The following is a 19,706-nucleotide window of genomic DNA, read 5'->3' as shown; positions in this document are numbered from 1 at the left end:
AGATATTCCAGCATGGCTACTGAAATGGCATCAATGGGAGAGTCAGACAGTACAGCAGTGCTAGTTTTATCACTAGGCTTTTTCCCCAAAGTAAAGTAAAACCAGCTATCACGGCGAACTGTACCTAACTCATAACCAGAAAATTTATTGGTTGTACCTTCTAAGAAAGCCCCTTTGGTATTCCCTTCCAAGTCCCGCATCACAAACACTACATTTGCTTTTGAGTCGGCATAAACTAGACCCTGGTTATGTAACATTTGTACGCAATCAGAAGGTATGCCTCGTTTCTGGGTTAGGTAATGTTCAACGCCTGACCAGTTAGCTTTATCCTCAACGGGTGGGGTGAATTGGGATGCTGGTTGAGTTTGGATAATGTCAACCGCAACTTTTTGAGCATGAGCGCTCGCTCGCTGCACGTTTTGCGCCGACTTCACCAAATCGCTCCCCTAACCATGCGATCGCTTGGACTTGGTTGCATTGATTAACGTGTTTCACCAAACCAATTGCATCATTACCTTCAAAATGAGAACCATTGCCAAAGTTAGTAAATTGAGAGGCATCTATATTAATGATGTGGTTTCCTCCTACCCATTCATTCCCTTTACGCCACAGTCCCAACTCCCAAGCAACATCGTCTAAAGCTAAATCAGTTGACCATTCGGTAAGTTTTTTTATTGATTGATTATCTTGTTCTAATTGTGCAATTCGTCGCCGTAACTGTTCATTTTCAAGTGAGAGAGCTTTGGCTGTAGCTTCCATTTCCTGTTTACGTTGATTCGCCCTGTCTCGGTCGGCAGCTTTAGCCTTCAATTGCGCCGCACTTAGCTCATCAACTTCTAAGTCACGCCCCTCCTCCACAATGCGGTAAAAGTCTTTGATGTCCTGGTGCTTTGCTCTGCTTCCTTTGATACCGCGCTCTAGTCCAATTAACCGCATCGTGTTGTAGTACGAATCCTGAAATTCATGAATTTTCTGCCGCCCGTCAAAGAAATGATTGCACCGTAGCTGTCCCTGATCATCCAAAGGCACAAAATAAGCGTGAATATGGGGGGTGGCTTCATCTAAATGCAACTCGGCGCGGACAATGCGATTGCCATATTCATCCGCTAACCACTGGTGAGTCGCTTCCACCCAGTCATCCAGCTTTTGGGGTTCATAGTAACCGGCATTAGTTGGGCAGTCGGGACGGAAATAACTAGGCGATGCACTCAACAGTAACTCTACGCAATAAACCGCATCAGTGCGGATTTTTCGCCTCTGCTCATTTTCGGCAATTTTGGCTAGTACCAAATCCTCTAGTCGTTCCTCTGGGTCAAGACTACCGATGAACCGAATATTTTTTTGAGTGGGATCTGCATTGGGGGTTTCTCGTTCTCGCGCAGTGTGAGAGGCACTGCCTGATATGTTCCCCCGCTTTAATTTTCTTAATCGCGCGATCGCGTAGCTCATGGCTTCACATCTTGGATAAACTTGGTATGATTTTGTTATCACGCTGATTTTCCCAAAATCGGAGCAATTGCGACTAGTCGCCAAAATAGCTAAATTGCTCAAATGCGAAAAAGTGAAGATAGTCGTAGTAAGTACGTACGATTATTTTAGCGGCTTGAAAGACTTTTTGAAGGAACTTTAATACCTAACTAGCTCAAGTGCTTACATAGCAAAGACTCCAGGCATTTAGTGGCCTGATTCTAAGCGGTGAATAATTTGGGTACGAATTACGCACGGATACTCATAAATGAGGGAAAAAGCGCAACGCAGCAAAAACACAGTGGAAACGCAATTGAGAGGAAAAGGGGGATTTCTCCGCCTAAATACTCATTTAGACTACCCGCAATACTCATTTTTGTATCAAGTATTGCAAATGTAAACAATAAGACAACTGTACTGATTTTTTAAAATGGACAAACAGGGAAGCAAAGACGTTGAACTGCCAAGAGTAAAACGGAGACATGATTCTTGGGATGGAAGAACTATTGAATACTTGGTGAATCATCGCTCAAAAAAGTCGGCAGGTGAACTGACAATGGAAGCAGTGACAAGTTACTGGCTAATAGAAGCATTAGTGGGAAAGGTAAGTAAAGAGGAATTTATTGAAGCTTGCTTGTCGAGTATTGGGGAATTGGAAGGAAAGCTAGTAAAGATTAGAATTTTAATGCAAAAGGTTTCTAATTCTTTTGAAGTAGATAGTAGTGCGATTTTGCCACCACAACAAATAGAGCAGAACAAATCATCGATTTTAGAAAAAAGCTTGCCAATCTCAACAAATGCGATTTGCAAAGAGAAAGAAGAACAAGAGGAACTAGAGCAAACAAGTCAGCAGGAAGAATCCTTGCTATCTGATGATGACTTGGGATTAATGGACTTGAAAATGACACCAGACTTGTTAATGGCTACTCAATTGTTGGGATTTGACGAAACAAACGGTAATAAAAATTTATGACAACTACAAATACTAATCAGGACAAATCAAGCCAAGTCGTACAGTTGATACTGACGGCAGACTTGGGGGGTAGTTCAACCAAAGCGATCGCCCAGATTTATCCGGCGGGAGTGCCATTTGCATTGTGGATGAGTCCAGAAGTTGCCGATGTGGGAGAGGGTTCAACCAAACATTTAACTGTAGATGCGCTGCCTGATGATAGCGCTTGGGTGAGAATTGGTCAGGAATATTCTGTATTAGGGAGTATTGCAAAAAGAGAGTTTGCTGGAACTGCGGCACTGCAAGATTTGAAGTCTGAATATGCCTTATCAAAGGTTGCTGGTTTGTTGTGGCTAGCTAAACGTCAAATAAATGTAGATATTCACGAAATGTTTCTCCAGATTTTGCTACCACCTGGAGAAGAGAAGAATGTACAAGATTTGGCTAAAAAGTTTGTCTTAAACTATAGGCAAGGAGTAATAACGCCAACGGGAAGAATGAAAATTAAGGTCAATAGCTTCAAAAATCTTCCTGAAGGAACAGGTATTATTTCTTACAGAAATCGCGCTCTAGGGAATGTATTTTCTCAAAAAAATATAGGATTGTTAATGCTGGGTCATCGTAATGCCAGTTTTACCCTTTCAGAAAAAGGGAAAGTAGCAAAGAAAGAATCGACAGACTTGGGGATGAATTGGGTGTTACAAAAGTTTGTCGAACGTACTAGCGTAGGACTATCGAAAGATGATCCGTGTATAGCGGCGGCTTTAGTGGAAGCAAGTAAAGGTAATTTCACTGCATTACGAAATTTGTCACGTAGGAATACACCATCAGGAATTAACTCGGATTTAGAATTGTTTAAATCAGTTTTAGAAGTGATTCGGGATGAATACTGTCGAGCATTGCTGCGGTGGGTGAAAAACCATGTACCATTAGACGAAGTTCTCATCTGTGGTGGTACTGGTGAGTTTGTGCGTCGAGAACTGACACAATATTTTCAAACAGAAAGCATCCCTATCGTTTGGAATGGTGGAGTAGTTATTCCCAAATCATTAGATACCGTTGGCTTGGGTGAGCGACTGGCTGATGTTTGGGCAACTCATATTAGTTATGTGAGAATGCTGGATGAAAATTTTTGCTATGAGCGCAAACAGAAATTAATACCAGATTCTTATTCTCCAGCAGTTAATCATCTCACTTCTATCAATAGAGTGTAGCTCATATCTTGCACTTGATGTTAGACAGAATATCTGTCTAACATCGTAAAAGCCTCTCTTGGTAAGAGATATGCTTCAACTTGCACCTTTCCTCATCTGAAAGTGCGATCGCTCTAACAGTAACAAGCGCGAACAATTAACATTGGCAAATTAAGATGGCTGAAATGACACATTTGCAGGTACAAGAATTATCACGATTTGCCCAAGAGCAAGACTTCAATCAGCAATATCGACAGTATTTTGGGGATGTCTGGGACGAAGTTGGAGTTAAGGATATCTCCAAAATGACCATCCAAGATGCCGAGCAAACCTTGAAGGTACTAGCTGATAGTGAGGCATCTCCCCAATTCATCAAATCCCTACTAGCACAAGCAGCAATTGATGGTGCTACACCGCAGGTTTTGGAGTATTTCTTGAGTAGTGACATTGACGGCGATGGGCGGACTCTGGCACAAGAATTATTCCAGGATGGGACGAACCCGTTGGAGTCGGATACACCCCAACCACCATCGAAAGCACAGATTCTATCCCCATCTCTACAACCAGATTTGGAATGGGAAATACAGCATAAACTCGCTAACTTTACTAGTTACTTTAGTACCGATTTTTTCAGTACTAACGTAGCTAGTTCTTTTTTGAAAGCATATTTAAACTTCTTAAGTTAGGTATGAGTTCCACTTTTCAAAAAGCACACTAGCAGTCTGCCAACCCAAAAATGCGCTTTTTCAGACTGGGGAAAGGTAAAAGGATTTAAACCCTTTCCCCCTGCCCCAAATCCTTTACTTCGTGGGCCCCCCACCTTCCCCCAAACCCAGTACCCCGCTTTCGTCACGAAAGCGAACTACTAGGGTGTAGTTGAATTATGGATTACACCCGTTCCCTCAACTAACTCAACAACTAAAGAAGGACATAGTATGACTATATTAGGTATTAATAGACCTTTAGATACAACCCAGGCAAAACTGTGGGACGAGCGCGATTTGTCTACAAGTGATCGCCGCCGAGAGCATCTAGAAATTCTCCTGTGCCAGAAAGTACAGATAGGTGAAGACCCTGCCCTGTGTGAGAAAGTATTAGATTATCTATATTTGTCGGCATTTCAGCAAAATATCAATCGCATCGCTGTCCAAAAGGAGAAAGAAAAGTCGGTCTTTGCATCCGTACAGCAAGTGATTATTACGTCCTTCGCTATTTTAGGAATGTTTGCGTTCCTTGCCGCCGCTTCCAACAAGTCAGTTGTGCGATCGTCTGGGGTAATCCCTCCAGCTACAGAACAGCAAGCCAATTAACCAAACAATTCGCTTTTTCGCCCAGCAGACAACGGAAGACCAACTGAAAGTAATGTGGGCTGAAGTAGTCAGAGAATGCTCGGCATTCAATTCACTGCACATATTAATCATTACAGTCTTTGTCATCTTAGGAATGATTGCCTTTTTTTAACGGGGCGTTTCACTCTGCCAAACCATCGGCTGCTGCTAACCTGCCTGCTGTTCAAGCTCATTAAAAGGATGTCACTAAAAAGCTGAAAGCGCTGTTTGATAATGCTTTCAGCTTATATTATCACTCGTTCTGCATCGCTCCCGCCTAAAATGCTGTGTCCTTGTCGAAAGGCAAACTGTCAACATCCTCAAAGTTATGCAGGTCTTGTTCCATCTGCTGCCGACGTTGGACCTATGTTCTGCTGTTTCCAATCCTTCTTCTCATCTGCCATGCACCAAAATTAATGCCCTTTTCTGCGTATTTAGTAGACACTTTGTTGTAATCATCAACCTCGATTTTCTTGCGCCACTCAAGCTGTTCTAGCGCACTTTCACTGATGCCAATTTTCTGAGCATACTCTACATATTCAGGTCTGAGAGAACCATCTGGGTTAAACTCCTTTTTTTCTTGTTCAGTGAAGAAATCGTAGGCTGTGTAGATTGGCCACGGCTCTGGATCAGTCTCATCCAGGTGCTTCCACTCGTCATACTCTTCTTTTGCTCTACGAGCATAACTATCAATTGCTCCTGGATCTTCACCTTTGGATAACATTTCTTGCCGAGCTTCACTTTTCAAACTTCCATCTGGGTTGAATTCTTCATTATTCATATTTATCCAACGCTTAATCCTTGGCATAAAAACCTCTCAAAAATTTAATTAATGTTCATCAAATTTCAAATCTTATGACTTTGGAATTAAAGCATTTTGACCCTCGTTTAAATCAGTGGATCTATATAGACAATAGCAGAACTGACTCTCAATCAATTTTAACTGAAAAGCTCAGTAATACTTTACTAGAATTTTACTTTCCTGACAAAGAGTTCTCATTTGGACATTCAGATGAATACAGCACTGCTGAAGAATTAAATAATCATCCAGATGGACAAATTTTATTACTGTCTTCTAAGACTCGCTTACTTTATGGAGATAAAGAATGTTTAAAAACGATTCAAAAAATTTGTCCAGATAGTAAAGACCGGGGTGCTTATGGTTCCATCTTCCTTGGGGCTTGTAAAAATGCGATTCACGAAAAGCTAAACATTTTAGTAGTAGATGATTCTACTGATAACAGGGGTGAAAATGGAGGGATATTATCGAATGATTTGGCATATAAATTAGTTGGCGATTGTTATGGGCAGATTTCAACACAACTTTATGACTTGCTAACCTTAAGAGAATCCCAAGCAGATAAAAGCTATCGTGTAATTCAACATCGATTTGGTTGGGTAGATGGAGTTGGAGAAGATACTACTAAATATCGCTTTGGCAAAGGAACACTGCGACCATACAGACTAGATAGAATAAAATATGCAAATTCTAAAAATGAACCAAAAATCGATATAATTCTTCCCGTAAGCAGTTTTAAGGGAACAGATAAGGATAGACCCAAAGGCCCTACTAAACCTCAAATTCAACCAGGATTATATCAGCAAAATATTTGGTTAGCTGAAAAAGGACAATCTCAACAAGGTCAGATGTCTATCTCCCAACTGCTGGCATCTTTTCCCCAAGGAATTAAAGATTTTGCTGAGGAACTAGAGGTACAAGCTCAAAGACTAGCCTCTATTAAAGATGACCCGAGAATTGTTGCTGCTTACTATTGTGAAAGATACGAAAAACGTAAAGAATCATTGAGTCAAAGTAAATTAAAAACAGCAGAAGTCACCAATGAAGAAACAGGTGTTAAAAACTTAGGGACAAATGATGACTTAGATGCAGATCAGGAGTTGGATGATGAGAGTACTAAAGATGACTTGTTCACGTACAAACTCATTAAAGCCGATTTACTAGGGCATCAGCAGTTATTAGAAACTGAGAAAGTCAAACAAGAATTAAATCGGTTTGTACAAAGTGAGTGGCGAGATATTGCTATTGGGAAAACGCTTACTTTTGACCGAGGGATGATTATTCCATCCAAGGAACTCAAAAATGGTGAAATTTGTGTCTCTTGGCTTGATGAGCAAGAAAAAATTCTTAACTTCCGTTCTCCTTTCCTCAACTCTAATGGTTTGTGTGTTTCTAATAATAAATATGTTAAGGATCAGTTAGGGCCAGATGGTGAACCCTTAGAAGGCATAATTGTAGTTAATGACGAAGACCACAAGCGCATACAAGCCAGAATTACAGAGTTAGAAGCACGAGGGGTTGATGCTGATTTTATCGACCCAGCAGAAACCGAATCAGAACGCCAAGCACGAGACTACGATGGTGACTGCATTGGTGTAGCAAAAGCCAGCTTATACCCTAATCTGACAGCAGAGGCAGAGCGAAGAAATCTTCCCCAAAACGCCTATTCGCCCACCGTTAAGCTGAAAAAACAATCATTTTATGATCCCACCGATGGAAGCCAGCCCCCATTTGAAAAAATCGCTATCCACATGAGCGATAGCATCAGCGTGGGCATAATCAACAATCAAGTGACAGCACTAGAGGCATTAGAATCGGAAATTGAGGTACTTAAAACTTACGGTAACTTAGAACAACAGTCAACTTATTTAGACCAAGTATCTAAGCACTATCAAAGTTTATTTGAACAGGAACATGGCGAGAAGCCCAAACCAATTAGACCAGAGTACAAACCCTTCATGCAATCTGTTGTAGCTCTAGCAGAGAATCCTAACAGAAGAAGAGAGATTATTCAACAGGCGATGGATGTTAACCGCCTGATGTACCGAGAAATGATTGGTGAGGGGTGTTATCAAAACCAAATAGCGGTTGATTTATTCAAAAGTGCTAAAAAACCTGAAATGGATAAAATCCGGGAAAACAGCCGCTACTTATATCGTGATGTTAATTATATTAAAGATAAGAAATCTTCGTCAGCTTATTTAAACACAGGAATAATACCAAAAGGCTACTCACCCGTAGAATTATTGATTAGCCAAACTAATAAATATTTCCAAGAATCACAGTTAGAATCGCGTCCCATCGTCCAGTTTAAAGACTTGTTCAAAGGAGTAGAATTTACACCACAGCAAAAATTTGCAGCGATCGCCGCTAAATACGAGTTTGATCTGAAGTTCAACGCTGCGGTTCGTGCCTCAAGGCGGCGAGAAACAGAGTCTGGCCCTAGCGCAATTGTTCAAACGGATTCAGGAACGCAACTCGAAATTACCAACCTCACCCGCTACGGGCATCCCCTAATCTGGAAAGCCCAGACACTTAATATTCGCTTAGATGAGATTAAATTCACAAACAGTGAACGCCCCCATAAATTATTAGCAGTTGCACAGATAGATGACGAGGTTGGGTCAGATGGAAAACCCGCTTACCGCAACCTGGAGACAGTTAGCCAACAATCTGTGACTGACCACAACCTCAAGGCGGGGATGACCATGCAGGGAGCTAAACTCTTAGAACTAAAACCAGAACTTACTAGAAGCCAAACTAAACTACTCTTTGCCTTGGCAAATGATGCAGCAGAAGCATTTTATGCGAAAATCCCAGAGTCAGAAAAACTTGCATCCGCCGCCGCCGCTTGGAATATCTGTGCATCCCGTCAGGATGAACTCGAAGTTGCAAGGAAAGAAAACGCAAACCCCCAGGCGATGTCTAGCGACAAGCCGCTCCGCGTCTACGCTAAAAAAGTCTCCAATTTTGCTTTCGCTGCTTTCCCCAATGAGATTATCTCTCGCTTAGATAAATTGCAATTTACTGAACCGAAGTTAGTCACACTTCATAATGAAGCAAATCAATTTTTGGGCAGAAAGTGGAACCCAGACGAAAAACACCCCATAGAAATCAGAGCTAGCCACCACCCACCGGGACATGAACGCCACGTTTCCAGACTAATGTTTGTACAGGATGCTGACGGCGAATATAAGGAATTCGCCATGCTCGAAACCAGGGCTGGAATGTTACCAATTGGCTCAAAGGCGCAAGCTAATTTCATTGGGGTAGAACCTGCTACTGCCAAAGCAACTATTGGACTGCCTGGAAACGAGTCGGTTGAAATTACTATCCGTGAACTCAAGAACTTCTCTTATGCAGGACTTGTTTTTAACGCCGAATCGATCAACTTAGAATTTGGTACTGTGCCGGTGACTGACAAAACAGTAAAAATTAAACTTGATGGCAAAACTTTGGGTGAGTTAGACAGTGATTCTACCCAACAGTTAAAAGAAATTAATTATCTCAAAAATGGTAATCCCCTAAAATTAAAGCTCACGTCAATCTCTGAGACAGGAGATCAAGCTTTTGTCCTGGGTGAGTCTCCCAATGGGAATCTCCTCAAAATTAATAAAATTAACTTTTATGATTTTTCTGGTCAGACATTCAATGATCAAGATTACCGAAAACTGACTATCGATTTGCCACCCTTAAAAACCAGAGATGCCGTGTTTTTGAATGGTGAACCCTTGGGGGTATTGCATTTCAAAAAAGACAAAGGCGCGCTCAGACAACTTGGACTGCTCAAAACCGGAAAACTTACACCCGCACCCGCGATCCTTGAAAGTAATTTTTCTGTTATTTGCGCTCAAATTGACCCTAATACCGTTGAATATCCCCAGAAATGGACGAAGGAATTTCAGGCTTTTGGGACTCAATCGGTTAATCCTCAACAGCAGGAGATGATTGAGAGTAGTGCGAAAATTCTACATCAGATTAAAGAGCGTCCTACTTTCTTATTTTCTACAGAATCAAACAAAAAACTTGGAATCATGGGCTTGGCTGTTGATAACCAGAAAGCTGAGACTGTGACGAAATGGTTAACTGCTCAAAATGTTGAATGTCAACAAGTACCAATAGAAGATGTTATCAGGGAAACTAAAAAAGGTCTAGCGGTATTTAACTTAGTTGATAGCTCCATCCCTGCCAAAACTTTGTCGAGCATGATCAAGAAGTTTGGAGGAATTATTGAGTCTACTCTTGAGTATCAGCAAAAAGTTAGCTCCCTTGCCACACGACCGCAGTTTTTGAAAGCACCAGAACAAACAGCACTATCCCCACCTAACCAATCTATAACTCCATTACTCTCCACTACTCCTTCTACAACAAACATTAGTAATAGTGTGAAAACCGAACTTCTAAGTGTAGAGAAGCCCCCGACAGTTACTATTAATGACTTGAGAAATTGGTACAATGCCGCAGATAAGTTAGGGAAGTCGGAGAATTACAAAAAACGCATTGTAGAAGTGGCTAATGGGTTTAAAGCTGGTGAGCAATTATCAGCCGAAGCGTTGGCAGTAATGAATCAAGATACATTTGAGCTTGATTCCATCAGTCGGCTGACTCAAATTGCTCAAAGGATTGGTATGGTCTGGGGTAAGTCTAATGAAAATGGTACTCAAGTTATAGGAAAGATTTATGACTTGGCTTTCAATACCCAGCAGAGGGATTTAACTATTTCGCAGAAAAATGGAGAGGTAATTTTAAATTTGCAATCTGGTCAGGTGCAGACTAATAAACTAACTCCACAGATATTGCAAACTTTTGAGGATGTCAATACTCAAATTGATAAAATATTAGTTAAATCTCAAACACAACAAATAGACATACAAAGATAAATTGTAAGAATTCAGGAGCCAGAATATATAAGGAGTTTATTAAAACTACGATACTTATTTATCAAAGCTTTATTTAATTCTTTAACAATTCAGAATAGCTGAATTATTACTCCTGAATTCTTACGAATTATTTAGCCATTGTTCAAGTTGATTTTTTAGCTCGGAATCGTTATGAATCCTGACTTTTGCGGTTAAGTATTGATTTGATTTTTGAAAAACTAAGTTGGCTAGAAGGTTGCTCTATAAAGGGTTACTTCTGAGTGTACTTAAGAAAATTCAACTTTCATTGCTACATAAGCATTTGCAAAGCGTTTGTATAGGAGAATGGCTCCGAAATTTGCTCCCAGACAGATGCTTCCTAGTCCCAATAAAATGTATGTGGGAGCCATGACAACTCCAATCATGAACCAAGCAAATACGTGCAGTATGATTAATAAAGCAAAGGTACTGGCAATTGCAGCACTTCGCCAAATCTCAATAGCTGGACGACACAATAATGTCAAACCTATTGTTAAGGAGGTAGCAATTAGGTTGGCTGGGATTAGAAAAGCACAAATACCAATGCAGTAAGTGCTTGAAAATACCGTCAAGGTGTTAAAGTCTAACATGAATTCTCCTAGATTAAATTGCCAAATTTTAGATAAATATTTGTCTGATATCCTCAAGGTTAGTCAGACTTTAAAAGATTTGTAGGTTAGCCGAAACTATGGCGTTACTAAGATATTAGTGAAGAGATACTAAAAATTTGAACCACCAAGAAGTTGGTGGTTCAGAGTTATATTTCGTATTAGCTACTAGTCAAGCACTTAAGCAGGAAATATTGTCCGGGTAATTAGTGCGCTGGCGAACCCAGAAACACTAAGACCTAGCAAAATACTAGTAAACAAAAGACCTATTCGAGGGTTAGAATCTAGTTTTTTGTCTTCTCTACCACCTGTAAAGAATAAAGACCAAGCTTGGGAAGCATTGATAGTCTTAAAGCTATTAAAATCAGGTCTGAAAACAACAGAACCAAATAGCTCAGGAGATTTGAAGTCGAAATCATTGTTCATGTAAATAAGTATAACAAATATCTTGTCAAATAGCTAGCTTTATGATAAAAGCTTACAGATAAAGGCAAGGTAGATATGTCGAGGGTAGCGGTCGCCGCCGTTGAGTGGTGATTTTTCAGAGGGAGCTTCCACCCCTTTTTGTCCTTAACACTTGCCCATAAATAACCCTTTTAGGGAATGTTTTCATTTGAATGGTCAAGTTGAGGTCGAGGCTGAAACAACGGTAAATTAAGGTTTTTGATAATAAACTTTACCAAACTTTACGACGTGTCCGATTTTGCACATATCTCGGCGAATACCCTACTATGCCAAATATGCTAAATACAAAGGTAAAACAACTGCCAATGCTCGATTACGTCAGTGCAGGAATCGCGTTTTACGTCACAATGCTTCCCGTACAAGAGTGGATACTGGAGTTCCGCCTTGGTTATCTCGGTCGCTACTGGAGCTTGATAAGCGTCGTTGGCTTATTAATTGGCTTTTTGCTCTGTGCGCTGATATTTGTACCATTAATTATTAATATGGTGCTAGATCCGTTCAGATATCCAGATCATTTGGTCATGAGCGCGATCGCTGCGGTGATTTTTGGTGCAATACTCTGGCTGGGACAGTGGCTAATTCTCCGCCAGACTGAGATGACACCAAGAATTTTTGCGCTGATCAATACAGTAGTTGGAATTTCTGTCTTTTCTGTGCTGGTATGGTTCAATCAGAAAAGTTTGCAGTGGAGCGGTGGCCCGATTGAGGGCTTAATACCGGACTCATCTTTCTAGTGGGTGGTACCTGTACTGGAGCCGCGACGGGTAAAGCATTAGATTTTTACTGTGGACGAGTTGAGCAGCGATTAATCAGACTTGAGAGGGAGAGGGTAGAACAAGAAACCCAAGAGCGGGAAAGGCTTTTGAAAGAAAGAATTGAGAAGGAGAAATTAGCGCAAGAACGCTTAGAAGCAGAGATGGCAGAACGGAGAAGGATACAGCGAGAGGCGGCTATTGAAGAAGAACGTCTGTGGTACGAGCAGCATGGGAAAGACTATGCTGATTATGAATATGACGAGGAAGAGGAGGAAGAATAACTTTGTGCTGACATGAACGACGACCGTAAGCGATGCCTGCGGCGGGCTACGCCTACGCTGATGAATTAGCTCTCACTGATGGAATGGCACGCTAGATTTATGTGAAACCTGCTTGCTGACTATCTTGTTGGGGGTGGGTTGCAGCTTTGTGTGTTCCAGACAATAGAATGCGAGTGCGTCAAGGAGTTCAACATCTTCTTAATTCCCCACACTAAGAAGGGTGTAGAGGGTAGGGTTGCAGCTGAGTGTGTTAGGAAAACTGCGTTTTAGTGTATCAAATAGAACAACATATTCTTGCTTCCCTACACACTACACCCTGTACCCTTTTTCCTTCTCCACACCCTTTGATCTAGGAATACCAGAGATTTACGCTTAACAAGCGTGCCATTCCTCTTACCGCTTTTAAGGCTAATTCCCGTTCTTTACCGTTGCCAACTTCCTCTGTCGGTTACAAATCAAAATCAAGGCTGAATGTTTCCCCTGAAGAATCTTCTTTATCCTGTGCAAATGGAGTCGAAGTTATTGAAGGAAGTTGGTTTGACTCAGTATTAATCGGAGTGTTTGCTAAAAGTTGTATAGGTAATCCAGCCTTAATGAAAACAAAATAGCAATCAACTATAAAGTAAATCGTGTCCAGGTAACTTTTATCTAGTTTTTGCGATTCTGCAAATATGCGCTCTCGGTAATTATCTTTGAGACGAACTTTTTCCGGTGCTAAGTTTTTTTTATCTGCCATTGTTATAACTTCACTTTCCAGATGTACCAGATGTAGTAGTTGGGTTCTTGCTGGTGATGGTTTTTGCCATCTCTAGAAGTCCAGAGACGTTGGCTTCTACCGGATTGTCCAGGATTTTAAAGCCGTTTTTCTCCAACAGCTTTTTAAATCCTGGTAAGAGGCAACCTCCACCAATCGCCCAGATTTCATCCCCCTGGTGCTTGGCATCAAGTGTCAGATTCACCACTTTCTTCAAGTATTTTTGATACCAATCTTTAAGACTTGCACTGTATACATCTTTGATATCGATGTCACGGTTATACCTGGTATGCCCCATTTCCAAACAAAATCGGATAATGGAAGGATCTCCGATTTTTCCTCCATTTAAATGTTTCATTTTTTGGGAGATATCATCGATGAGAACTTCTACACCGATAGGGTAGGCAGTGTGAACTTCTCGTTTCCCTTGGTTATAACGAGAATACAAGGTCGTACCATTGCCAAAGTCTAAAATGGTTAATTTTTTGGGTAGCGGATGCCCAAATAATGCACCCATACCTTCTAGCACAACTTTCAGCACTTCTACTTTTACATCTGATTGTTTGCCAGCAAGTATTGGCTGATATTCTCCATTGAGTACTTTTTGCAATTCTTCAGCCAGACCGACATCATGTAAACTGACGACTAACTTTAAGTGCCAAGCCTTACGGTGTGGGAGATGTGCCAATGCACCCAATAAAGTCAACAACGCATTATTGACTTTATTTTCATTATTGTCTGTGTTGCGGTCAAAATAATTCCCTGTCCGGTAAGCAGACTCTCCAACTGTATAAGCAGTACCGTTAAAAACTACACGTCCTGGAACATCCTCCATCTCGGCATTAGTTATATAGCTGGGGACACGAACTACTTTAAATCCTTCGACTAAAAGTTTCAGACTTCCATAACCGTTATCGAAACCCGCAGGAAAAATTTTTTGTAACGTGTGAATGTTTGACATAGGCTCCAAGTAATACACTTTAATTTGTAAAAATTATCTGTTCAGATGATTTGGAGAAGCAGAGGTAGAGAAGAATAAAATAACTACCCCTTTTTGTCCAGCCTCAAGAGCTTATCATATCCCCTTGGGGGCTAAGTGGGGCACAAAATGTCAATTAGTCAGATATGCCCCAATTAGCACCTATATGTATCCTATATAGGGGTCAAAATATCATCAAAGTGTTGGTCTGTTGCTGGGGTATATATAGCCCCTATGTAACCCCTACTAAGAATTTCTGAAATCTTTTTTATCAACGCAGCAGAAATTAAATTAGATCATCGTTGACTCTTTGATTTATACTTTACTATCAATTTTTTGTTGAAAAGCAATTCAGTCTTGATCTCTAACTTCTTGCTGACTATGTAACGAGTGCGTTATCACTTGCTTACAGGTTCAGCTTTCTCAACTGAATTATCATTCACACCCAAAGTTAATTCCAAAGGAATTTTTTGGGGGTAAGCTTTTACTACTTGGCGATAAACATCATAATTAGCAGGTAGTGTAGTAGTGAGAATTACCCACTCATAGGTTAGTTTGTAATTTATATCTTTCACCAATTCAGGTTTTCCAGCCTCTTCTTGAGGTCTTTTGTGTTGTTCAACTTCATCAACACTTAGCCGCAACGGTAAAGTATGGCACCATAACCCTTGGTCATCTAGTCCAACAACTGCTCCTGGCGGTTTCGATTCATTCGGATTCACCACTGAAGTATTCGTTCATGTTTCAATGTTTTGCTTAAAGATTAGGAATGAAAGACTTCAGAATTTTGCATACGCAAAAATATGAAATTTCAGTTTTTCATCTATCTGATTTACTAGATTTTTGCTTTTTCAGCCATGTTCCTAATAGTTCTTCTACTAAATCGCTTACAGGGCGCGGTGTTCGCTTTCTCAATTCTTTTCTTTCCTCTGCTAAAACATCTTGAACTTCTAATAACATATCCAAAGGAATATATGCAGAAATTTGAGTATAGTCGGGATTGCTCCGACGACCAGCAGGCCGTCCTGGCCCACGCTTTTCATCTTGAGGTACAGTTTTATTTTTCTGAGGCAGGTTGCTTTTTGTTTTCTTTGCTACAACTGGTTGAAGCTTCGTTGCCTCTGGTATCTCTTTCAAGCCTTTCTCTGTTTTGTCTGTTACATCTGTTTGTAATAAACTAGCTTGTTCTATTTCTTGCTCTTGAAGTAATTCTTGTGGTTCAGGTAATTCTTGTGGTTCAAGTACTTCTTGTGGTTCAAGTACTTCTTGTGGTTCAAGTACTTCTTGTGCTTCGAGCGATTCTTGCGGTTCAAGTGGTTCTTCTGTACGCTGTTCTCGCAATGCTCGAAGGCTTGCAAAGCGACCACCTGCTGGTTTTTCTTGTGTCATTAGACCATTATCTCCTTTCCAAGTTCTTCATACCCAGCCCAAGCAGCATCTGCTCTTGGGTCAGGGTAATCTTTGACGATAACACCCTCTAAAGGCGCTCTCTCAAAAGCTACTAGGCGCTTAATTTCAGCTTTAAAAATAGGAATATTTTCAGCTAAAAGCATTTCTTTTGCCTCCTTCCCAGACTGGCTTGGTGGTGGTGGAACCATCGTTAGTAAAACTTTAAAATTGGATTTCATCTGGTGCAAGATTTCAATTGTTCTTAAAAGAGCATCCAAATCTAAAGCTTTTGGTGTCGTTGGCAAGATAAGAAGATCACAAGAGTCAGCTAGCTCTTCAAGGTCTTCTTTGGTTGGTCGGGCTTGGGTGTCAATTATAATATGCTCAAACTGACGAATATATTTAGGCATCTGAATATCAGTGACTACCTTGAATGGTAGTTTCCCTGGTGCAGCCCATGTCATAGCAGAACGGTTCTGATCACCATCAACAAGTAAAGCTGCCCCCTTTCGGTTTAAATAAGCTGCTAAGTGAACAGCCGTTGTTGTCTTGCCTACTCCACCTTTGAAACTAGCCACTGTAATAATCACTATTGGTTCCTTTTGCTGAATTAGAGCTTAGACTTATAGCGTATGTTAGCGAAATAGTGAAATTATACAACTTTAAAAATTTAGTTTTTCACAATTTCAGTATTTTGTAGTTTCGCGTATGCAAAATTCCAATATGCTAAAATAGCACTATATCAAAAATTACAAAATTAAGATTTGTTCTGCCAAGTAATTTGATTATTTTCGCGTATGCAAAATTCTGATATAGCGAAACTCTGAAAAACCAAAGCTCCATATTTCTGGAATGCCATTATAGGTTTTCTCAAACCGAGGTTAAACAATGATGTTATTTTCACGTATGCAAAACTCTGATATAGCGAAACTCTGAAAAACCAAAGCTCCATATTTCTGGAATGCCATTAGAGGTTTTCTCAAACCGAGGTTAAACAATGATGTTATTTTCACGTATGCAAAATTCTGATATAGCGAAACTCTGAAAAACCAAAGCTCCATATTGCTGGAATGCCATTAGAGGTTTTCTCAAACCGAGGTTAAACAATGATGTTATTTTCACGTATGCAAAACTCTGATATAGCGAAACTCTGAAAAACCAAAGCTCCATATTGCTGGAATGCCATTTTAAAGCTCACACAAGATTGCGGTAAACTGTTGTCAGCTTACCGCAGAACTTACGTCAACTATTCCACATTCCAACCATCAAACAGATTAGGCTGATCTATTCCGTACTGCCACTGCACCAGCCGCCTTAGTTCTGCCACCGAGTTAGCCGACTTCATCAGAACCAGGACTGATATAACATGAGGAGATAACCTCTCCTTTGTTTCTTTCGACAGCATTTGGTGTATTTTGTACTTCCTCCTCCCGTTAGGCAAAATTGCATTAACGATATCGAGCTTGGCCTTTTCTTCGGGAATCATCCAGTTGTAGACAAACTTCCAGTAGTACAAACCATTTTGTATGTGCTTTTTATGGAGTTTACTGATTCGAGGCAGATTTTCCTCAAACTCAGTCTCGAAAAGTCTTGCCCTTGGGCGGGGCATATCTAAGATGCGATCGTCTATGCGCCGTTGCTCAACTGTCCGCGACTCTCCCCAGACTTGATCGAATCTGCTAGTGAGTGATCCTGCTCTATGCTCCAAGGAATTTGCAGTGTAAAGGTGATCCACTTCTGCTCACTAGACACAATAATGGTGCTTTGAAGTTGTTCCACTCGCTTACGAAGCAATGCCAGCCCCAATCCTGTTCCTTTATGCTTCCAAGGGTTATGACTGGGAATGCGGTAGAATTTATCGAAGATATGAGCAAGTTCATCTGTCGAAATTTCTACACCAGAATTGCTCACGCTTAATCGCAAAGCTGACGGTGTGGCACGTAGCAATACTGCAATAGTTTCGTTGGCAGGAGTATATTTGTAAGCATTGTTGAATAGCTCCACTAAAATACCCTCTAATTGGAAGAAATCAGTAGTTAAGGCAGGTATTTCAGTTGGAATATCTATGTGCAGTTGTTGCTGCTGAGTACGAAATCGTTCTTCAAAAGGTTCAAGAATCTGAAGAATCCATGCACTAAGATTCTTGGTAGTCAGCACTAATGGTTCGGTTTTGATATCAAGACGAGTTAAATCCAGCAGGTCATTAATCAGACTCATTTCTCGCTGGCACTCATCTCGTAAAATTCGCAGATAGCGAGTAGCAGTAATGTGTTTAGCTTCAAGTGTCTGTGATTGTTTCAAAATAGCTTCTAACATCTCAATCGCCATTCTCATGTTAGTCATGGGTGTGCGTAACTCATGTGAAACTGTACTTACGAAATCATCTTTGAGATGATTTAATCGTTCAAGTTCCTCAATTCGCTGTTGAGATGCCTGATAAAAACGGGCTTGACGAATAGCAAAAGTACATTGATTTGCGACCTGCTGCACCAGCCGGATCTCTAGCTCATTAAAGGCATCCGTTTTCTGTTTGAATAGCCAAAGGTCTCCTAAAATGGCTTGATTGTCAATAATGGGGCAAGCTAAAATTGCCAACGGCTTGCAAACCGTGCTGACATCTATTTCACAGAATTGGAAATGCTCACCTTGCAGAAGCTGACGGTACACTTCAGGGAAAGCGTTCATGAAAACTACCTGACCAACAGATGGAAGTGACGAGGCAATAATTTCATGTTCAGAGATTGTGTACTGATAACGGACAGTGGAAGTGGCAGATCCGAGGTTATAGGAAGCTGTATGGCAGGAGATTGTACTTAGCACCAGGGTTAATTCTTGCACAACCACTTGCAATATCTGATTTTCGTCTAGACTGTTGCGAATTTGCTCAGTGATCCGTTTGAGTCTTACTTCAAAGTCCAGTGCTTGCTGCAACTGAGCTATTCGCTCTTGTACCTGGCGTTCAAACTCCATATTTAGACGTTCTAATGGGAGACCATAAAAAAAGATACCACCCGTCATAATTACCCAGATCCACGCTACACAACGAATAAACTCGAAACACGGCTAGTATTTTCTTCAAGGCTTCTGTCTAAAAGCAGCTTCGCCTGCTTGCGCTCGGTGATGTCATGTAAGATTAAAGGCAAAATCAAATAACCTTGACTCAATTTTTGGGAAGTTTACTCGTATAATTTCATACTAACAAAATTGATTTCAACTCAATCTCCGGGTAATTACCTATTTTTAGCTAAAACAGTAAGTTAAGGTCTACCACTGTAATCAAGCAAGGAATCGTGCAATACCATCATGGGAGAAAATTTTTCGGCTGTACATTCTGAAAACGATAGAATAGCTTTTGACTCGGATGATTCTGGTAATGCAGCTGCACGGGCTGCCAAGGAATTACTGCCACAGTCCAAGAGGATCAAGTGCAAAGCTGACGATTGAAATCAGCAGCTTATAGTTTATGGGCAGCAGTTAAGGCAAGAGCCGAGGCATGAGGAGGATTTGAGTTCTTTAAGGGGAATGACTTCATGTAGTCAGTGCAAGGAGATTTCAGCCTCTATATTTTCAAGTCACCTCAATTTGACCCACTGCGGCGATCGCTACTCTTGCTGAATTGTAATCTCATTCGCAATGCCATTTAGCAATTTCGGTAGTTCATGAGGACGACTCAACATAATTGAAGTCGTGAATAATTCGTATACGAAGTTTTTGAAGGTGAACTTTCTACTTTGCACCAATTTCTAGTGGTCAGCCTTAACTTTGATAAAATCAGGAGCGGAAAAAATGAAATTGATGATGAGCCAAGAGTAAGTAATGTCAGTGAAAAGCAAGGCCA

At 40.7% G+C, this 19,706-nt stretch carries 20 protein-coding genes; 8 read left to right on the top strand and 12 right to left on the bottom strand.

Annotated elements, in window-relative coordinates; genetic code table 11:
* A partial coding sequence (locus tag H6G97_RS55515) for a DUF3991 domain-containing protein (protein ID WP_338421874.1) occupies window positions 1–416 on the bottom strand: 416 nt, incomplete at its 3' end.
* Window positions 376–1,491, bottom strand: coding sequence for a MobV family relaxase (gene mobV / locus H6G97_RS31300; RefSeq protein ID WP_338421873.1), 1,116 nt, complete (start codon window positions 1,489–1,491; stop codon window positions 376–378). The genes mobV and H6G97_RS55515, both read right to left, overlap by 41 nt.
* Window positions 1,492–1,897: 406 nt before the next feature.
* On the opposite strand from mobV, the gene H6G97_RS31295 reads away from it, so the two are divergent.
* The 4 genes from H6G97_RS31295 (at window position 1,898) to H6G97_RS31280 (ending at window position 4,922) form a co-directional block, all read left to right on the top strand.
* The gene (locus H6G97_RS31295) at window positions 1,898–2,440 is read left to right on the top strand and encodes a hypothetical protein (RefSeq protein WP_190944386.1); all 543 of its coding nucleotides are present in this window, start codon (window positions 1,898–1,900) and stop codon (window positions 2,438–2,440) included.
* A complete protein-coding gene (locus tag H6G97_RS31290; RefSeq protein ID WP_190944385.1) occupies window positions 2,437–3,633 on the top strand; it encodes a ParM/StbA family protein in 1,197 nt (398 codons plus the stop codon). The genes H6G97_RS31295 and H6G97_RS31290 overlap by 4 nt, the downstream gene beginning before the upstream one ends.
* Before the next feature lie 155 nt (window positions 3,634–3,788).
* Window positions 3,789–4,298: a hypothetical protein gene (locus H6G97_RS31285; protein ID WP_242055461.1), complete on the top strand. Its 510-nt coding sequence runs from the start codon at window positions 3,789–3,791 to the stop codon at window positions 4,296–4,298.
* A gap of 249 nt (window positions 4,299–4,547) precedes the next feature.
* Window positions 4,548–4,922, top strand: coding sequence for a hypothetical protein (locus H6G97_RS31280; protein ID WP_190944384.1), 375 nt, complete (start codon window positions 4,548–4,550; stop codon window positions 4,920–4,922).
* 382 nt (window positions 4,923–5,304) lie between these two features.
* On the opposite strand, the gene H6G97_RS31275 is transcribed toward H6G97_RS31280, so the two are convergent.
* Entirely contained in the window at window positions 5,305–5,748 is a 444-nt protein-coding gene (locus H6G97_RS31275; protein WP_338421872.1) for a hypothetical protein, read from the bottom strand.
* Window positions 5,749–5,795: 47 nt separating this feature from the next.
* Between H6G97_RS31275 and H6G97_RS31270 the strand changes: the two genes are divergently transcribed.
* On the top strand, window positions 5,796–10,619 hold the full coding sequence (locus H6G97_RS31270; RefSeq protein ID WP_190944383.1) for a hypothetical protein: 4,824 nt from the start codon (window positions 5,796–5,798) through the stop codon (window positions 10,617–10,619).
* Window positions 10,620–10,885: 266 nt separating this feature from the next.
* Here the strand turns inward: H6G97_RS31270 and H6G97_RS31265 are convergent, their stop codons facing one another.
* Window positions 10,886–11,227, bottom strand: a complete 342-nt coding sequence (locus H6G97_RS31265; RefSeq protein WP_069074522.1) for a hypothetical protein — start codon at window positions 11,225–11,227, stop codon at window positions 10,886–10,888.
* A 198-nt stretch (window positions 11,228–11,425) separates the two neighbouring features.
* Window positions 11,426–11,671, bottom strand: coding sequence for a hypothetical protein (locus H6G97_RS31260; protein ID WP_190944382.1), 246 nt, complete (start codon window positions 11,669–11,671; stop codon window positions 11,426–11,428).
* A gap of 305 nt (window positions 11,672–11,976) precedes the next feature.
* On the opposite strand from H6G97_RS31260, the gene H6G97_RS31255 reads away from it, so the two are divergent.
* Window positions 11,977–12,444, top strand: coding sequence for a hypothetical protein (locus H6G97_RS31255; RefSeq protein WP_190944381.1), 468 nt, complete (start codon window positions 11,977–11,979; stop codon window positions 12,442–12,444).
* Window positions 12,444–12,746: a hypothetical protein gene (locus H6G97_RS31250; RefSeq protein ID WP_190944380.1), complete on the top strand. Its 303-nt coding sequence runs from the start codon at window positions 12,444–12,446 to the stop codon at window positions 12,744–12,746. Before H6G97_RS31255 ends, H6G97_RS31250 begins: the two co-directional genes overlap by 1 nt.
* Before the next feature lie 448 nt (window positions 12,747–13,194).
* Here the strand turns inward: H6G97_RS31250 and H6G97_RS31245 are convergent, their stop codons facing one another.
* The 7 genes from H6G97_RS31245 to H6G97_RS31215 all read right to left on the bottom strand — a co-directional run bounded on the left by H6G97_RS31245 (window position 13,195) and on the right by H6G97_RS31215 (window position 18,838).
* Window positions 13,195–13,482: a hypothetical protein gene (locus H6G97_RS31245; protein ID WP_190944379.1), complete on the bottom strand. Its 288-nt coding sequence runs from the start codon at window positions 13,480–13,482 to the stop codon at window positions 13,195–13,197.
* Window positions 13,483–13,492: 10 nt separating this feature from the next.
* Window positions 13,493–14,461, bottom strand: a complete 969-nt coding sequence (locus tag H6G97_RS31240) for a ParM/StbA family protein (RefSeq protein WP_190944378.1) — start codon at window positions 14,459–14,461, stop codon at window positions 13,493–13,495.
* A 416-nt stretch (window positions 14,462–14,877) separates the two neighbouring features.
* Window positions 14,878–15,204 (bottom strand): hypothetical protein, encoded by a 327-nt coding sequence (locus tag H6G97_RS31235; RefSeq protein WP_190944377.1) that lies wholly within the window; start codon window positions 15,202–15,204, stop codon window positions 14,878–14,880.
* 94 nt (window positions 15,205–15,298) lie between these two features.
* Window positions 15,299–15,868 carry a hypothetical protein gene (locus H6G97_RS31230; protein ID WP_190944376.1) on the bottom strand — a complete coding sequence of 190 codons (570 nt, stop codon included), beginning with the start codon at window positions 15,866–15,868 and terminating at the stop codon, window positions 15,299–15,301.
* Window positions 15,868–16,458 (bottom strand): ParA family protein, encoded by a 591-nt coding sequence (locus H6G97_RS31225; protein ID WP_190944375.1) that lies wholly within the window; start codon window positions 16,456–16,458, stop codon window positions 15,868–15,870. The genes H6G97_RS31230 and H6G97_RS31225 overlap by 1 nt, the downstream gene beginning before the upstream one ends.
* Window positions 16,459–17,114: 656 nt before the next feature.
* Complete coding sequence (locus H6G97_RS31220) at window positions 17,115–17,477, bottom strand: hypothetical protein (RefSeq protein WP_190944374.1); 363 nt, start codon at window positions 17,475–17,477, stop codon at window positions 17,115–17,117.
* Window positions 17,478–17,494: 17 nt separating this feature from the next.
* Window positions 17,495–18,838 (bottom strand): GAF domain-containing sensor histidine kinase, encoded by a 1,344-nt coding sequence (locus tag H6G97_RS31215; RefSeq protein WP_190944373.1) that lies wholly within the window; start codon window positions 18,836–18,838, stop codon window positions 17,495–17,497.
* A gap of 333 nt (window positions 18,839–19,171) precedes the next feature.
* Between H6G97_RS31215 and H6G97_RS31210 the strand changes: the two genes are divergently transcribed.
* Complete coding sequence (locus H6G97_RS31210; RefSeq protein WP_190944372.1) at window positions 19,172–19,312, top strand: toprim domain-containing protein; 141 nt, start codon at window positions 19,172–19,174, stop codon at window positions 19,310–19,312.
* The last annotated feature ends 394 nt before the right edge of the window (window positions 19,313–19,706 follow it).

The sequence above is a fragment of the Nostoc flagelliforme FACHB-838 genome (genome assembly GCF_014698065.1).
GTDB lineage: Bacteria > Cyanobacteriota > Cyanobacteriia > Cyanobacteriales > Nostocaceae > Nostoc > Nostoc flagelliforme_B.
Note: the sequence above shows the minus strand (reverse complement) of the source record. Positions and strands in the feature narration are given on the sequence as shown.

Excerpts from the sequence above, each read along its gene's own strand:
- H6G97_RS31275 (WP_338421872.1), bottom strand. The coding sequence starts at position 5,748 with ATGCCAAGGATTAAGCGTTGGATAAATATGAATAATGAAGAATTCAAC.
- H6G97_RS31220 (WP_190944374.1), bottom strand. The coding sequence starts at position 17,477 with ATGCCCCGCCCAAGGGCAAGACTTTTCGAGACTGAGTTTGAGGAAAAT.
- H6G97_RS31285 (WP_242055461.1), top strand. The coding sequence starts at position 3,789 with ATGGCTGAAATGACACATTTGCAGGTACAAGAATTATCACGATTTGCC.
- H6G97_RS31280 (WP_190944384.1), top strand. The coding sequence starts at position 4,548 with ATGACTATATTAGGTATTAATAGACCTTTAGATACAACCCAGGCAAAA.
- H6G97_RS31295 (WP_190944386.1), top strand. The coding sequence starts at position 1,898 with ATGGACAAACAGGGAAGCAAAGACGTTGAACTGCCAAGAGTAAAACGG.
- H6G97_RS31210 (WP_190944372.1), top strand. The coding sequence starts at position 19,172 with ATGGGAGAAAATTTTTCGGCTGTACATTCTGAAAACGATAGAATAGCT.
- H6G97_RS31240 (WP_190944378.1), bottom strand. The coding sequence starts at position 14,461 with ATGTCAAACATTCACACGTTACAAAAAATTTTTCCTGCGGGTTTCGAT.
- H6G97_RS31270 (WP_190944383.1), top strand. The coding sequence starts at position 5,796 with ATGACTTTGGAATTAAAGCATTTTGACCCTCGTTTAAATCAGTGGATC.
- H6G97_RS31290 (WP_190944385.1), top strand. The coding sequence starts at position 2,437 with ATGACAACTACAAATACTAATCAGGACAAATCAAGCCAAGTCGTACAG.
- H6G97_RS31245 (WP_190944379.1), bottom strand. The coding sequence starts at position 13,482 with ATGGCAGATAAAAAAAACTTAGCACCGGAAAAAGTTCGTCTCAAAGAT.
- H6G97_RS31260 (WP_190944382.1), bottom strand. The coding sequence starts at position 11,671 with ATGAACAATGATTTCGACTTCAAATCTCCTGAGCTATTTGGTTCTGTT.
- H6G97_RS31255 (WP_190944381.1), top strand. The coding sequence starts at position 11,977 with ATGCCAAATATGCTAAATACAAAGGTAAAACAACTGCCAATGCTCGAT.
- H6G97_RS31265 (WP_069074522.1), bottom strand. The coding sequence starts at position 11,227 with ATGTTAGACTTTAACACCTTGACGGTATTTTCAAGCACTTACTGCATT.
- H6G97_RS31230 (WP_190944376.1), bottom strand. The coding sequence starts at position 15,868 with ATGACACAAGAAAAACCAGCAGGTGGTCGCTTTGCAAGCCTTCGAGCA.
- H6G97_RS31215 (WP_190944373.1), bottom strand. The coding sequence starts at position 18,838 with ATGGAGTTTGAACGCCAGGTACAAGAGCGAATAGCTCAGTTGCAGCAA.